Origin of the sequence: Bradyrhizobium sp. HKCCYLRH3099 (assembly GCF_051167855.1) — a bacterium.
GTDB lineage: Bacteria > Pseudomonadota > Alphaproteobacteria > Rhizobiales > Xanthobacteraceae > Bradyrhizobium.
In genome coordinates this window covers 19539-34581 of record NZ_JBNPTW010000031.1, presented here as the reverse complement: position 1 = coordinate 34581, position 15043 = coordinate 19539, and the positions used below count along the sequence as shown (strand labels likewise).

The following is a 15043-nucleotide window of genomic DNA, read 5'->3' as shown; positions in this document are numbered from 1 at the left end:
CCCGCGCGTGAAAGTCTGAATCTCTACAAATACTTGATTCTCAGCCGGCCATATCGTCGATTTTTGACTCAGTAGTACTAAGCTCCCCTACAATAGCACCCTATGTTAACTGGTGTGTATCTGTGTGGGAGCGCCGATGAAGGTCGGATTGGTGTTCGTTACAGCGGCACTTTCGACAATCTCGGCGGCAGTGTCCGAGGAAGCTGCCAAGGTCGATCTCGGCTATCCCGATGTTGCTGCTGCCATGGCCGGGCTGGGGGCCAAACCGGGCGTCACGCGCTCTACGCGATCCGGATGGACCATCTTCGAGGATCTCGAGTCAGGCGCCGTCTGGTCGTTTCCACCCGAAGGTCACACGGCCTATCCCACGGCGATTCGCCGCCGCATCGTACAGGAAGGCGACGACATCTTCATCGAGATGGACATTCGGTGCGAGGCAGTGAAGCCGGCCTGCGACTCTGTCGCCGCGGAGTTCGAGCGTGTGAACGACAAGGTGCGGCAAGACCTGAAGCGTTAACTCAGACGCGGCTTTGCAAACCATCGAAATGTCCGCGCCGCTGCAGCCAGGCGAGCAGCACGAGACTCGGGACCGCCACCAGCACGCAGATCACGAAGAACAGCGGCCAGCCGGTCGCCTTCGCGACGTAGCCCGCGCCTGCTGACAGATAGGTGCGGCCGACCGCAGCGAGCGCGGTGAGCAGCGCATACTGGGTCGCGGTGTGCAGCGGGTTCTTACACAGTGCCGAGAGATAGGCGACGAAGATCACCGTGCCGATCGCACTGGTGAAGTTCTCCGCCGAGATCGCCAGTGCCAGCGCCCACTGATTGACGCCGACGATCGCGAGCCAGGAAAACGACAGGTTCGCCAGCGCCTGCACCACGCCGCCGATCCAGAGGCTCGTGGCGAGCGAATAGCGCCGCGCGACGAACCCGCCGGCAAAGCCGCCGGCGAGCGTGGTGGCGAGGCCGACGCCCTTCACGATCGCGGCGTAGTCGACCTTGGTGAAGCCGAGGTCGATCACGAACGGCGCGGTCATCGTGCCGGAGAAGGCGTCGGTGAACTTGAACAGCACGACGAAGGCGAGCGCGGCGAGCGCATCGCGGCGGCCGAGGAATTCGACGAACGCGCCGGCGGCGGCCTGGGCCACGCGGGTGAGGGCGGTCTCTGCGCCCATGGCGGCTTCGGCCTGCTTCGACTGTGCCGGCTCAGTGGCGGCCAGCGCCGTGATCGTGCCGATCAGCACCAGCGCGGCCATCACGACGTAGCCCCACATCCAGGACGTCGGGCGGGTCAGCCCTGAATTCTCGAATGCGCTGACCACGACGAGCGCGCCGGCGGTCGAGACCAGCATGCCGATGCGATAGGCCGCCACATAGGCGGCCATGCCGGCAGCCTGCTCGCTCTCCGGCAGGCTCTCGACACGGAACGCGTCGACCACGATGTCCTGGGTCGACGACATCGCGGCCACCAGCAGCGCGGCCAGCGCCACCATGAACGGCGCATGGGCCGGGTCGGTCAGTGCCAACAGCAGGATCGCGGCGATCAGCAGGAGCTGCGCGAACACCAGCCAGCCCCGCCGCCGTCCGAACGCGCGTGTCAGCAGCGGCACATGCAGCGCGTCGACCAGCGGCGCCCACAAGAACTTCAGCGTATAGGGCGTGCCGACCAGCGCGAACAGTCCGATGGTTCCGAGATCGACGCCGAGCTCGCGCATCCAGATCTGCAAAGTCGAGCCCGACAGCGCCAGCGGCAGGCCGGAGGAGAAGCCGAGGAACAGCACCACGAGCACGCGTGGCTGCAGGTAGACGGCCATGCTCTCGCGCCAAGTCGGAGTGGGCTTGGCGTCAGGCTTTGCAGCGTTCGCTGTGAGGTCGGAGGTCGCGTCGGGTGCGGTCATGACCGGGTGGTAGCAGATTTGCGCGGCTGTCGCGACGCCGCCATCACTCCCCCGCCTGCATCCGTCCCGCCAGCGGAAACAGGTCCGGCGTCGTGCCCGTGCCCGGCGCGATCCGCGGCGACTCCATTGCGGCGTCCTGCTTGCTGAAATCCAGTTCTTCGATCCGGGCGGCGCGCTTCTCGATCTTGTCGGCGGAGATCAGGATCTGGCGGATGTCCTCGCCGACGTCGCCGAAATGCTTTTGCAGCTTGAGCACGCGCTCGCGCAGCCGGCTGAGATCGTCGCCGAGATGGATCACCTCGTTGCGGATCTGGTCGGCGGCGTCGCGGATGCGGGCATCCTTCATGATCTGCTGCATGACCTGGATCGCGAGCATCAGCAGCGACGGCGACACCAGCACGATTCGGGCGCGATACGCCTTCTGGATGATGTCGTCGAAGCCGTCATGGATCTCGGCGTAAACGGACTCGGATGGCACGAACATCAGCGCCGTATCCTGCGTCTCGCCGACCACGAGATACTTCTCAGCGATGTCGTTGACGTGCCGCAGCACGTCGGTGCGCAGGCGCTGCGCAGCCGCGCGCTTCTCTTCGTCCGTCTCCGCATCGTGCAGCGCCGTCACGGCCTCCAGCGGAAACTTGGCGTCGATGCACAGCGGCCTGCTGTCGGGCAGGAACACGACGCAGTCGGGCCGCTTGCCGCCGGCGAGCGTGTACTGGAACGCGTAGCTGCCCTTCGGCAGCCCGTCCTGGACGATCGCCTCCATCCGCGCCTGGCCGAATGCGCCGCGCGACTGCTTGTTGGCGAGCACGTCGCGCAACGTGGAGACCTGCGTGGTCAATTCGCTGAGATCGCGGTGCGCGTTGTCGATGATGCCGAGCCGTTCGTGCAGCACGCGCAAGCTGTCCATCGTGTGGCGCGTGGTCTGCTCCATCGACTGGCCGACCCGATGGGTGACGGCATCGAGCCGCTCGTTGACGCTGCGGGCGAGATCGACCTGCCGCCCGGCCAGCAGCTGCGCCATGGCATCGACCCGGCCGGAGGCCTCGCTCTGCACCCGGATCATCTCGCCGAACCGCTGTTCGATCTCCTCCGTGCGCAGCGCCTGCTGGGCGGCAAGCTCCGCGCTGCGCCGTCCGGAGCGGGCCACCGCCAGGCCGATCATCACGAGCAGCAGCAGCACCAGCACGCCGAACCCGATCAGCGCGTCGCTGGCGCGGACGGGCAGGTCGCCGACCATGACGACGACAGGATTGAGCGCAGAATTCAGCGCAGGATTCAGCGATGGGCTGGCGGTCATCACCCCCGTCTATCCGATTCGCAAACCGTGGCGAACGAAGAGAGAACATTTATGGTTAAGGCCGGGTTAAGACGTATGGTTAACGGATCGTTGAAATTCATGGTTAGCGAAGTCTTAACCGCGCGTCCTCACATTGACCGCGCCTGCTCCGGGGCTTAAATCGCGCGCCATGTCCCTACGAGAAATCATCATCCTGCCCGACAGACAGTTGCGGCTGGTGTCCAAGCCTGTCGAGAAGGTCACGCCGGACATCCGGCAGCTGGTCGACGACATGTTTCAGACCATGTACGACGCGCCCGGCATCGGGCTGGCGGCGATCCAGGTTGCGCAACCCCTGCGCGTCATCACCATGGATCTGGCCAAGCCGGATTCCGGCGGCGAGACCAAGCGCGAGCCGCGCGTGTTCATCAATCCCGAGATCATCGCCAAGTCAGATGAGCTATCGGTGTATGAGGAAGGCTGCCTGTCGATCCCCGAATACTACGAGGAGGTCGAGCGGCCGGCACGCGTGCGCGTGCGCTTCACCGATCTCGACGGCGTGGTCCGCGAGGAGGACGCCGAGGGCCTCTACGCCACCTGCATCCAGCATGAGATCGACCATCTCAACGGCGTGCTGTTCATCGACTACCTGTCGAAGCTCAAGCGCGACCGCGTGATGAAGAAGTTCACCAAGGCCGCCAAGCGCGCGGGCGAGTGATCGAGTTCGCGGCCCACCGGCTTGCTCGCTGGGCTCTCTCCCCCCTTGTGGGGGAGAGCGGGAGAGGGGGGCCCACGTGCACCGCTCTCTGGGCTCACCCCCCCTCCCTAGCCCTCCCCCACAAGGGGGGAGGGAACGCATCGAGTGAGCAGCATGCCGCTTCGCCTGATCTTCATGGGCACGCCGGATTTCGCCGTGCCGACCCTGCTCGAACTCGCCGGCCACGGCCACGAGATCGTGGCCGTTTATACGCGTGCGCCGAAGCCCGGCGGTCGCCGTGGCCTGGCGCTGGTGCCGACGCCGATCGAGACCGAGGCGCGCCGGCTCGGCGTTCCCGTGCTCACGCCGAAGACGCTGAAGACCGAGGAGGCCTTGGCCAAATTCCGCGCGCACGAGGCGGATGCCGCGGTGGTCGTCGCCTATGGCATGATCCTGCCGCAGGCGATCCTCGATGCGCCAAGGCTCGGCTGCTACAATCTGCACGCCTCGCTGCTGCCGCGCTGGCGCGGCGCCGCGCCGATCAATCGCGCCATCATGGCGGGTGACGCCGAGAGCGGCGTGATGGTCATGAAGATGGATGTCGGTCTCGACACCGGCGACGTCGCCATGGCCGAGCGGTTGCCGATCACGGATGCGATGACGGCGTCGGACCTACACGACAAGCTGTCCCGCATCGGCGCCGACCTGATGGTCCGCGCGATGGCGGCGCTGGAGCGCGGCGGGCTGACACTGACGAAGCAGGCCGAGGACGGCGTGACCTATGCGGCCAAGATCGAGAAGGCCGAGGCGCGGATCGACTGGGCGAAGCCTGCGCACGCCGTGCTGCGTCACATCCACGGCCTGTCGCCGTTCCCCGGCGCCTGGAGCGAGGTCGTGTTGGACGGCGAGGCGGTGCGCCTGAAGATCCTGCGCTGCGCGCTGGCCGACGGCACGGGCGAGCCGGGCACCGTCCTCGACGACCAGCTCACCATCGCCTGTGCCGGCGGTGCCATCCGCATCACCGAGCTGCAACGCGCCGGCAAGGGTCCGATGAAGGCCGCGGATTTCCTGCGCGGCACGCCTGTCGCGCCGGGCCTGCGCTTCAGCTGACCATCTCAGCTCGTCATGCGCGGACTTGACCCGCGCATCCATCTCGCGAACAAGCTTCGTCCCTGGATGGATTGCCGGGTCCAAGCCCGGCAATGACGGCCACATGCGATCGAGGCGATGCCCCGCTACAAGCTCACCATCGAATATGACGGCACTCCCTTCTGCGGCTGGCAATTGCAGGAGACGCTGCCGTCGGTGCAGGGCGCGCTCGAAGCCGCGGTGCAGGCGACCTGCGGCGTGCCCACCCGCGTGCACGGCTCCGGCCGCACCGATGCCGGTGTCCACGCCACCGGACAGGTCGCGCATTGCGATATCGAGAAGGAATTCCGCCCCGACAAGCTGCGCGACGCGCTCAACGCGCATCTGCGGCCCAACCCGGTCGCGGTGCAAGACGCGGAGATCGTCCCCGATACATTCGAGGCGCGCTTCTCGGCGCGCAAGCGGCACTACCGCTATCGCATCGTCAACCGCCGCTCCAACCTCGCGCTCGAGGCCGGCCGCGTCTGGCGGGTGCCGCAGCGGCTCGATTCCGATGCGATGCACGTCGCTGCGCAACGCCTGATCGGCAAGCACGACTTCACCACGTTCCGCGATACCGAGTGCCAGGCGAAGTCGCCGGAGAAGACGCTCGATCAGCTCGACGTCGTGAGGGAGGGGGATGCGATCACGATCGTCACCTCCGCGCGGTCCTATCTGCACAGCCAGGTGCGCTCGATGGTCGGCTCGCTGGTGTGGGTCGGGCAGGGCCGCTGGACGGCGGATGATCTCGCGGCCGCGCTCGCCGCGCGCAACCGTGCAGCGTGCGGCGTTGTCGCGCCGCCGGAGGGGCTGTACCTCGTCAGGGTCGACTACTGATCAGGATCATCGTCGCGGAGACATCCTGGATTGCTTCGCTGCGCTCGCAATGACGACCGGAAAGAGCGTCACGCAAAATAGCGATCGAGGATGCCGCGATAGATCTTGGTCAAAGTCGCGATGTCGGCGACCGAGGCGCGCTCGTCGATCTGGTGCATGGTCTGGCCGACCAGGCCGAACTCGATCACCGGGCAGTAGGACGAGATGAAGCGCGCGTCCGAGGTGCCTCCGGTGGTCGACAGCTCCGGCTTGCGCCCCGTCACCTCCTCGATGGCCGCGACGGCGAGATCGGTGAACGGTCCCGGCTTGGTCAGGAACACGTTGGAGTTCGACGGCAGCCAGTCGATATGGGCGCGGATGCGGTTGCCGCAGGCTCTCGCCAGCCGCTCCTCGACCAGCGCGCGCAGCGACTGCTGCGTATGGCAGTCATTGTAGCGGATGTTGAACTTTGCCCGCGCGATCCCCGCGATGACGTTGGTGGCGGTGTTGCCGACATCGACGGTGGTGAATTCGAGGTTCGACGGCTGGAATTGCGCGCTGCCATGGTCCAGAGGCTCGTCGGACAGCGCCACGATCAGCCGCGAAATGTCCGGTACCGGGTTGGAGGCGCGATGCGGATAGGCGACGTGGCCCTGCTTGCCTTCGACGATCAGGGTGCCCGACTGCGAGCCGCGGCGACCGATCTTGATGCAGTCGCCCATGACTTCCTGGTTGGACGGCTCGCCGAGCACGCAATGGTCGAACTTCTCGCCGCGCTCAGCGGCCCATTGCAGCAGCTTGATGGTGCCGTTGATCGAGACGTCCTCTTCGTCGCCGGTGATGAGGAACGAGATCGAGCCCTTCGGCTGTCCGCCGTGGTCACGCAGATAGGCGAGCGCCGCCGCGACGCTGCAGGCGATGCCGCCCTTCATGTCGACCGCGCCGCGGCCGTAGATGTAGCCGTCTTTCACCTCGCCGGAGAAGGCGCCAAGGCTCCATGCCGTCTCGTCACCGGGCGGCACCACGTCGGTATGGCCGGCAAAGGTGATGTGCGGGCCCTCGGTGCCGATGCGGGCGTAGAGGTTGTCGATGTCGGCGGTGCCGGCTTCCGAAAACGTGACCCGATGGGTCGTGAAGCCCGCGTCCTTCAGCAGGGCTTCGAGCACGCCGAGCGCGCCGGCGTCGGCCGGGGTGACGGAGGGGCAGCGGATCAGGTCGCGGGTGATGGTGAGGGCATCGGTCATGCCCTCCGCTTATCATGGCCGTTCGGGCGGCGGCTAGTCCGGCCGCCCGAGCCTGGACGATCAGTCGCGCAGCAGCTCGTTGATCGAGGTCTTGGAGCGGGTGCGCTCGTCGACGCGCTTGACGATCACGGCGCAGGCCGTGCTCGGGCCGATCTGGCCGTTCTTCATCGGCTTGCCCGGCAGCGCGCCCGGCACGACCACGGCATACTCCGGCACCTCGCCGACGAAGGTCTCGCCGGTCTCGCGGTCGACGATCTTTGTCGAGGCGCCCAGGAACACGCCCATCGCCAGCACCGCGCCCTTGCGGACGATGACGCCCTCGGCAACCTCCGAGCGCGCACCGATGAAGCAGTCATCCTCGATGATCACGGGGCCGGCCTGCAGCGGCTCCAGCACGCCGCCGATGCCGACGCCGCCGGAGATGTGCACGCGCTTGCCGATCTGGGCGCAGGAGCCGACCGTCGACCAGGTGTCGACCATGGTGGCCTCGTCGACATAGGCGCCGAGATTGACGAAGGACGGCATCAGCACGACGTTCTTGGCGATGAAGGCCGAGCGGCGCACGATGGCGCCGGGCACGGCGCGGAAGCCGGCATCGCGAAAACGGTTCTCGCCCCAGCCCTCGAACTTCGACGGCACCTTGTCCCACCACGACGCCTGGCCGGGGCCGCCGGGAATCACGCTCATGTCATTGAGGCGGAACGACAGCAACACGGCCTTCTTCAGCCACTGGTTGACGCTCCACTTGCCATCAGCGGCGCGCTCGGCGACGCGGGCCTCGCCCTTGTCGAGCAGCTCCAGCGCGCTCTCCACGGCGTCGCGGATCTCGCCCTTGGTCGTGGTCGAGACACCGTCACGGGCATCGAAGGCGCTGTTGATGGTGGATTCCAGGGCGGACAGTGACATCGGTCGATCCTCGCTTGGTCCCGGGCGGGTCGCCTGGGCCGGTCATGTACGAGCAGGGTGGGGCAGGCGGGCTTTTTCGGAGTTTGGGGCAGGGGAGTCAAGGCACCCGCCGCCGTCGTCCCGGACAAGCGGAGCGCCACGCCGTCCGTTGATGCGAAGGCTCCCTCGCGCGAGCGCCGGTCCGGGACCCATAGCCACAGGGAGATGTGTGGGCACATCCTGAGCCACTTGCGTGCCTCACTCATCCGCCTGTGGTTATGGGTCCCGGGTCAAGCCCGGGACGACACCGAGTTTGGCGGACCGCCGTCGCAACTCATGACCAGCCAGCCGGCCGCTTGTCCGGGACGACGCAAAGCAGGCTACGCGGCCACCAGCCGCTGCAAGAATCCGGTCAAATCATCGGTGACGTGATCGACATGCGGATCGCCGCGCCCCGACAGCTCCCAGTCCTCGCGTACCACCTCCTTGGTGCCGTCGGGCACCACCAGCACAGTGGTCATGCCGAGGTCGTGCGGCACCACGAGGTTGCGGGCGAGGTCCTCGAACATCGCGGCGCGGGTCGGATCGACGTCGTGCAGCCGCAAGAATTTGTCGTAGGTCTCGCGTGCCGGCTTCGGCGTCAGCTCGGCGGCGATGATGTCGAACACGCCGTGGAAATGATCGCGGATGCCGAGCCGGGCCAGCACGGCGTCGACATGGTCGACCGAGCCGTTGGTCAGGATCAGCTTGCGTCCCTGCAGCTTCTCGATCGCCGCGCCCATCGCCGGATTCGGCTCCAGCGGGGAGTGGTCGATCTTGTGCACGTAGGCGAGGAAGTCGTCGGCATGCACGCCATGCTCGGTCATCATGCCGCGCATCGTCGTGCCGTAGCGGCGGTAGTAGTCCTTCTGGATGCGGCGCGCCTCGGCGGCATCGACCTTCAGCCAGTTGGACACGAATTCGCCGATCCGCGCATCGACCTGCTGCCACAGATTGACGTGATGCGGATACAGCGTGTTGTCGAGATCGAACACCCAGGTGTCGACGTGATCGAAGGCGCGGGGGGATTCTGTCATTGTTGCCTCGATCGGTTCTGACCGGCTGGCGCGTCATATTCCGTCGTCGTCCCGGCGAACGCCGGGACCCATACCGCGGAAGCTATCTTGGGGCACGATGGCTGCCGCCGGCGGCCCACACCACGGACGGTGGTTATGGATCCCGGCGTTCGCCGGGATGACGGAGTTTGTGGGGGCAGGCCGGGCATCATCGACGGCATCACGGCAGCGCAAAGCGCAGCGTCTTGCCGCCGCGGGTGATGTCGACGGCGGTGAAGCCGGTCGCGGTGAAGCCGCGGCTCGGGCAGTCGCCTTGCTCCGTCGTCTCGAACTTGTTCTCGCGGGTGCAGAGCTGCACCAGGCCGCCCCAGTTCAGCGGCTTGTTCTTCAGCTTGATGGTGCGGTTCTCGTCGTCGACCGCTTCGGCAAAGCTGTAGACTTTCTTCGGCTGTCCGGTGATGTCGGGATGCAGGCACTTGCCGGCATCGATGCGATACCAGCCGCGGCTGACCACGGTGCGGCCGTCATCGGTGCCGACCGCGGCCATCACCTTGTGCGGCGTGTCGTTGCACCAAGTCAGTCCCACCGGAGATGGCGTCTGCACGGCATCGACCATCGTCGCGAAGAAGCTCGGCTGTGACACGACATCGGACGCCAGACCGCGGCTCTTCAGGAACGCGGCGAGCGCGGCCTGCGTCTTCGGCCCGTCGACGCCGTCGATCGGCGAGGCGTCGTAGCCGGCAATGCCGAGCAGACGCTGGATGCCAGCGAGGCGCGCCTGCTCGTCGTCATATTCCGCGCTCTCGGCGAGATAGGCGATCAAGGTGCCATCATCGGTCTTGGTCGGCGTCACCTGCGTGAACGCGGCAGGCGTCTGCCCGCTGCGGCATTGCCGCGCGGCGGCGATGACGAAGTTGTCAGTCGCGGCCACGCACAGCTGGTCATTGCCGTTGTCGGCGATCGGCGAGGCGCCATACAGGCTGAGCGCGCGGGCATGGAGGAGAATGCGATCCGCCGTCATCGTGCCCTGCAGCACCACGCGGCACGTCGCCGGATCGAGCCGGAACCAGCCACGCGTCGCGGTCGCCGCCTTCTCGTCGATGCCGATCGCGGCCTCGACGACGTAGCTCATGCGATTGCAGAGCTTGAGATCGGCGCGGGCGGGGGTGGTGGCGAGAAGCGGAAGAAGAAGCGCAGCCAGGGCAACAATTACACGAGGCCAGACAGAGTTTGTTTGCCCTGCTCTCACCCAGCCGTCATGCCCGGGCCTGACCCGGGCATCCACGTCTCTCCGTCCGGCACCGCCGCGAGACGTGGATGGCCGGGTCAAGCCCGGCCATGACTGAGAGAGTTGGCGGAAAGCGCTCACTTGTGGATCAGCGTGCCCGTGCCCTGGTTGGTGAACAGCTCGAGCAGCACGGCGTGTTCCACCTTGCCGTCGAGGATGACGACGCCCTGCACGCCCTGTTCGAGCGCGTAGATGCAGGTCTCGACCTTCGGGATCATGCCGCCGGAGATCGTGCCGTCTGCGATCAGCTTGCGCGCGTCCTTCACCGACAGTTCCGGAATCAGCTTCTTCGACTTGTCGAGGACGCCGGGAACGTCGGTGAGCAGCAGCAGGCGCTTGGCCTTCAGCGCGCCAGCCACCGCGCCGGCGAAGGTATCGGCGTTGACGTTGAAGGTCTGGCCCTCCTTCGAAGTCGCGAGCGGCGCCAGCACCGGGATCAGCTCATAGCCGATGAGCTGGTTGAGCAGCGTCAGGTCGACCTTGTCGGGCTCGCCGACGAAGCCGAGATCGACCACCTTCTCGATGTGGCTGTCCGGATCGACCATCGTGCGCGAGGCCTTCACCGCGCGCACCATGTTGCCGTCCTTGCCGCACAGGCCGACCGCCTTGCCGCCGGCCTCGTTGATGTAGCCGACCAGCTGCTTGTTGATCGAGCCGGCCAGGACCATCTCGACGATCTCGATGGTCGCGGCATCGGTGATGCGCAGCCCTGCGGCAAATTCCGAGACGATGCCGAGGCGCTTGAGCATGGTCGCGATCTGCGGGCCGCCGCCATGCACCACCACCGGATTGATGGCGGTCTGCTCGAGCAGCACGATGTCGCGCGCAAACGCTTTCGCGGTGTCCTCGTCGCCCATGGCGTGGCCGCCATATTTGATGACGATGGTTTCGTCGTCATACTCCTGCATATGCGGGAGCGCTTCGGACAGGATGCGGGCCTGATCGAGCGGGCTGATGGTGGTCGCGTCGGTCATGTCGGGGGGATCTCGGCTGTCGGGACGTCGGGCGCGGTTCTATCCGATTGCCGGGCTCGCGCAAAGCGCGGGATCACGCCCGCCGCGGCCACGCTGCGGCAATGGCGAGCACCAGCCATCCGCCGATCAGGAGCATGCCGCCGGTCGGCGCGGCGAACGGAAACAGCCGGTCGCCCGCGAATTGCCGCATCATGAGATCGCCGGAGAAGAGAGCCGCGCCGAGCACCAGCCCGAGGGCCGCGACCATGCCGATGCGGCGCTGAACGATACCGCGTTCAGCCAGCGCGACCGTGCCGAGCAGGGCGCAGGCGTGGAACAGGAGCATCGTCGAAGCGGTCGCGAGCCGCGAAGCATCAGGATCATGCGCGGCCTTGGCCGCCAGCGCCACGCCGGCGGCGCCCATCAGTCCGGCCAGCGCGATCAGGATGCGCCACAGCGCCGTCATGCGCCGCGCTCCTCGAGCAGGCGGGCCATGGCGGCGCGCAGCTCGGGCATCCCGGTGCCGGAGCGCGACGACGTCGCCAGCACGTGCGGAAACGCCGCCGGATGCTTGGCGAGCGCGACCTCGGTCTCGGTGATGCGGCTCGCGAGCTCGGCGGATTTGATCTGGTCGGCCTTGGTCAGAACCAGCTGGTAGCTGACGGCGGACTTGTCGAGCGTCTTCAGGATCTCCTGATCGACCTCCTTCAGCCCGTGCCGGGCGTCGATCAGCACGTAGACGCGGGCGAGCGAGGCGCGGCCGAGCAGGAACTGGTGGATGAGCTCGGTCCAGGACGCGACCTTGGTCTTGGCCGCGGCGGCGTAGCCGTAGCCGGGCATGTCGACCAGGCGCAGCGGCGCACTCGCCGGTCCTTCGAAGAAGATGAGCTCCTGGGTGCGGCCCGGCGTGTGCGAGGTGCGGGCCAGCGCGTTCTGGCCGGTCAGCGCATTGATCAGGCTGGACTTGCCGACATTGGAGCGGCCGGCAAAGGCGATCTCGATCTGCCCGGACATCGGCGGCAGGCTCGCGATCGACGGCGAGGCATGGGTGAACCGCCACGCCTGGGCGAACAGCTTGCGGCCCTTCTCGATCAGGCGCTCATCCGCATCGGCGCTGGTGGTCATGAAACGCTCTCGCCTCGTCATTGCGAGCGAAGCGAAGCAATCCAGGGCTGAGCAAGGACTCTGGATTGCTTCGTCGCTGCGCTCCTCGCAATGACGGCCGCCAGTGGCGCCGCCGACTTTCTCACGCCGCCTTGCTCGTCACGCCGGCTTTTTCTTGAACGTGCCCTTGATGTTGTCGAACAGCTCCACCTTCACGCCGTTGCGGCGCATGATAAAGCCCTGCTGCAGCACCGACAGCGTGTTGTTCCAGGCCCAGTAGATCACGAGGCCGGCCGGGAAGCCGGCGAGCATGAAAGTGAAGATGATCGGCATCCAGTTGAAGATCATCGCCTGGGTCGGATCCGGCGGCGCCGGGTTGAGCTTCATCTGCACCCACATCGTGACGCCCATGATGAGCGGCCAGATGCCGAGCGCGAGATAGTGCCCGAACACCGGGATCTGGGTCGGATCGAACGGGATCAGGCCGAACAGCGTGAACAGATTGGTCGGATCCGGCGCCGAGAGATCCTTGATCCAGCCGATGAACGGCGCGTGCCGCATCTCGATCGTGACGAAGAGAACCTTGTAGAGCGAGAAGAACACCGGGATCTGCAGCACGACCGGAAGACAGCCCGCGACCGGGTTGATCTTCTCCTTCTTGTAGATCTCCATCATCTCCTGCTGCTGCTTCATCCGGTCGTCCGGATAGCGCTCCTTGAGCGCCTGCAGCTGCGGCTGGATCGCCTTCATCTTGGCCATCGAGGCATAGGACTTGTTGGCGAGCGGGAAGAACAAGAGCTTCACCAGCACCGTCACCAGAAGGATCGAGACGCCGAAATTGCCGAAGAAGCGGAAGAAGAAGTCGAGCGCCAGGAACATCGGCTTGGTCAGGAAGTAGAACCAGCCCCAGTCGATCATGAGATCGAAATGGTTCAGTCCGAGCTGCTGGTTGTAGCCGCCGAGACCGCCGATCGGGAAATTGATGCCGACGACGCCGGCCTCCTTGGCGCCGGCGAACAGCCGGGTCGAGACGGCGGCCGAGCCGCCGGCCGCCACCGTCTGGGCGGTCTCGACATAATCGGTCTGATAGCGGTGCTGGTTGTCGACCAGCTTCGACGAGTAGTTCGCCGTCAGGCGGGCGTCCGTCATCGGCAGCAGCGCCGTCGCCCAATATTTGTCGGTGATGCCGAGCCAGCCATTGGTGACGTCGAACTTCGCCGCCTTCTCGTCGTCCATCTTCTTGTAGGTGTATTCCTGCAGGCCCTTGTCGCCGAGATAGCCGATCAGGCCTTCATGCAGGATGTAATAGCCGGACACGTGCGGCGTGCCGTGGCGCGAGATCAGGCCGAACGGATACAGCGTGACCGGCGCGCTGCCGGCGTTGGTGACCTCGTCCTTGATCGTGAACAGATAGTGCTCGTCGACCGAGATGGTGCGCTTGAAGGTCAGGCCGTCACTGTTGGTCGTGGTCAGCTTGACCGGGGTCGACGGCGTCAGCGCATTGCTGCCGTCCTGCTGCCACACCGTGTTCTGGTCGGGCACCTGGACCTTGGCGCCGGGCGCGCCGACCCAGCCGAACTCGGCGTAATAGGGTTCCGCGGTGTTGGACGGCGAGAACAGCACGATCGCGGGCGATTTCGGGTCGACCGTCTCGCGATACTGCACGAAGGCGAGATCGTCGAGGCGCGCGCCCTTCAGCGAAATGCTGCCGGTCAGCCGCGGCGTGTCGATCTTGATGCGCGGATTGGCGGCGATCGCGGTCTCGCGCGGCATCACGCCGGTGGCGGGAGCCGTTGCGCCACCCGGGGCGCTCGGCGTGCCCGCAGCGGCGTTCGGCTGCGGCGTCGCCGACGGCGCAGTGCCGTCAGGCTGCGCGGCCGGCGCCTGCTTCTTGGCGAGTTCGGCCTGCAGCTGCGCCTGGGCGCGCTGCTTCTCCATCTGCGGGCCATTATAGAAGACCTGCCACAGGATCAGCACGAGGCCGGAGAGAATGACGGCGAGGATGGTGTTGCGATTGTCGGTCATCGTTTTCTTATCGTCTCGTCGTTCAGTCCGGTTTCACTGGAATGCGCGTCCGGCGCGGGAGCGTGTCGCCTGCTCGCATCCGAGGATTTGCGCAGCTGCGGCTTAACATGAGGCTGCGGCTTGGCTTGCTGCTGCTTGGCCTGCGGCCGGTCGAGGCGGCGGAGCGTCGCCTGGAGGTCGGCGAGCATGATATCGAAGTCGCGTGACAGTGCGTCCCGCCGGCCGACCAGCACATAATCACTGTGCGGCCGCATCGTCAGGGGATCGAGCCGTTTCACAAGCTCGCGCAACCGCCGACGGATGCGGTTACGCTCCGTGGCGGTGCCATTCTTCTTGGTAACGGTAAAGCCGATCCGGACCGGTCCCTGGTCCGGCCGTTCCCGGCGCTGGACCACGAAGGCAGGGCTGTTCGCCCGTACGCCATCGGCAACGGCGAGAAAGTCCGCCCGCTGCCGCAGCCGATCCATGATGGAAATCTCCGGGACAGACGCCCTGGTATCAGGCGCTGAGACGCTTGCGGCCCCGGGCGCGACGCGCGGCGAGGACCTTGCGGCCGCCGGTGGTGGCGAGACGGGCGCGGAAGCCGTGACGGCGCTTGCGCACCAGTTTGCTGGGTTGATAAGTCCGCTTCACGGGTCGTTCTCCGCTGACGGGCAATTTGCCAGTTGACA

The 15043-nt window shown here is 66.3% G+C and carries 16 protein-coding genes; 4 read left to right on the top strand and 12 right to left on the bottom strand.

All coding sequences use genetic code 11. From position 1 onward, the window contains the following. Positions 1–136: 136 nt before the first annotated feature. A complete protein-coding gene (locus ACQR1Y_RS34410) occupies positions 137–517 on the top strand; it encodes a hypothetical protein (protein WP_434880097.1) in 381 nt (126 codons plus the stop codon). Position 518: 1 nt separating this feature from the next. Here ACQR1Y_RS34410 and ACQR1Y_RS34405 read toward each other — a convergent pair whose 3' ends face one another. Next, on the bottom strand, positions 519–1898 hold the full coding sequence (locus ACQR1Y_RS34405) for an AmpG family muropeptide MFS transporter (RefSeq protein ID WP_434880096.1): 1380 nt from the start codon (positions 1896–1898) through the stop codon (positions 519–521). Positions 1899–1941: 43 nt separating this feature from the next. Next, positions 1942–3198 (bottom strand): DNA recombination protein RmuC, encoded by a 1257-nt coding sequence (locus ACQR1Y_RS34400; protein WP_434880095.1) that lies wholly within the window; start codon positions 3196–3198, stop codon positions 1942–1944. A 169-nt stretch (positions 3199–3367) separates the two neighbouring features. Here ACQR1Y_RS34400 and def point away from each other — a divergent pair, with 169 nt between their 5' ends. From def to truA, 3 genes are all read left to right on the top strand, one after another. Continuing rightward, positions 3368–3895, top strand: a complete 528-nt coding sequence (gene def / locus ACQR1Y_RS34395; RefSeq protein WP_315787129.1) for a peptide deformylase — start codon at positions 3368–3370, stop codon at positions 3893–3895. A gap of 153 nt (positions 3896–4048) precedes the next feature. Further along, the gene (gene fmt / locus ACQR1Y_RS34390) at positions 4049–4984 is read left to right on the top strand and encodes a methionyl-tRNA formyltransferase (protein WP_434880094.1); all 936 of its coding nucleotides are present in this window, start codon (positions 4049–4051) and stop codon (positions 4982–4984) included. Positions 4985–5101: 117 nt separating this feature from the next. Then, positions 5102–5839 carry a tRNA pseudouridine(38-40) synthase TruA gene (gene truA, locus ACQR1Y_RS34385; RefSeq protein ID WP_434880093.1) on the top strand — a complete coding sequence of 246 codons (738 nt, stop codon included), beginning with the start codon at positions 5102–5104 and terminating at the stop codon, positions 5837–5839. A gap of 68 nt (positions 5840–5907) precedes the next feature. Here truA and dapE read toward each other — a convergent pair whose 3' ends face one another. The 10 genes from dapE to rpmH all read right to left on the bottom strand — a co-directional run bounded on the left by dapE (position 5908) and on the right by rpmH (position 15005). Then, the gene (dapE, locus tag ACQR1Y_RS34380) at positions 5908–7062 is read right to left on the bottom strand and encodes a succinyl-diaminopimelate desuccinylase (protein ID WP_434880092.1); all 1155 of its coding nucleotides are present in this window, start codon (positions 7060–7062) and stop codon (positions 5908–5910) included. Positions 7063–7122: 60 nt separating this feature from the next. Next, a complete protein-coding gene (dapD, locus tag ACQR1Y_RS34375) occupies positions 7123–7968 on the bottom strand; it encodes a 2,3,4,5-tetrahydropyridine-2,6-dicarboxylate N-succinyltransferase (RefSeq protein ID WP_434880091.1) in 846 nt (281 codons plus the stop codon). 359 nt (positions 7969–8327) lie between these two features. Then, entirely contained in the window at positions 8328–9023 is a 696-nt protein-coding gene (locus tag ACQR1Y_RS34370; protein WP_434880090.1) for a pyrimidine 5'-nucleotidase, read from the bottom strand. Between the two features lie 199 nt (positions 9024–9222). Next, on the bottom strand, positions 9223–10287 hold the full coding sequence (locus tag ACQR1Y_RS34365) for a DUF1036 domain-containing protein (protein WP_434880089.1): 1065 nt from the start codon (positions 10285–10287) through the stop codon (positions 9223–9225). An 80-nt stretch (positions 10288–10367) separates the two neighbouring features. Next, a complete protein-coding gene (gene argB / locus ACQR1Y_RS34360; RefSeq protein WP_434861798.1) occupies positions 10368–11264 on the bottom strand; it encodes an acetylglutamate kinase in 897 nt (298 codons plus the stop codon). 73 nt (positions 11265–11337) lie between these two features. Further along, positions 11338–11709 (bottom strand): DUF423 domain-containing protein, encoded by a 372-nt coding sequence (locus ACQR1Y_RS34355; RefSeq protein WP_434861797.1) that lies wholly within the window; start codon positions 11707–11709, stop codon positions 11338–11340. Beyond that, positions 11706–12368 carry a ribosome biogenesis GTP-binding protein YihA/YsxC gene (gene yihA, locus ACQR1Y_RS34350; RefSeq protein ID WP_434880088.1) on the bottom strand — a complete coding sequence of 221 codons (663 nt, stop codon included), beginning with the start codon at positions 12366–12368 and terminating at the stop codon, positions 11706–11708. The genes ACQR1Y_RS34355 and yihA overlap by 4 nt, the downstream gene beginning before the upstream one ends. A gap of 138 nt (positions 12369–12506) precedes the next feature. Further along, positions 12507–14372 (bottom strand): membrane protein insertase YidC, encoded by a 1866-nt coding sequence (gene yidC / locus ACQR1Y_RS34345; protein WP_434880087.1) that lies wholly within the window; start codon positions 14370–14372, stop codon positions 12507–12509. After that, positions 14369–14839, bottom strand: coding sequence for a ribonuclease P protein component (gene rnpA, locus ACQR1Y_RS34340; RefSeq protein ID WP_434880086.1), 471 nt, complete (start codon positions 14837–14839; stop codon positions 14369–14371). The genes yidC and rnpA overlap by 4 nt, the downstream gene beginning before the upstream one ends. 31 nt (positions 14840–14870) lie before the next feature. Further along, a complete protein-coding gene (gene rpmH, locus ACQR1Y_RS34335; protein WP_006609582.1) occupies positions 14871–15005 on the bottom strand; it encodes a 50S ribosomal protein L34 in 135 nt (44 codons plus the stop codon). Between the last annotated feature and the right edge of the window lie 38 nt (positions 15006–15043).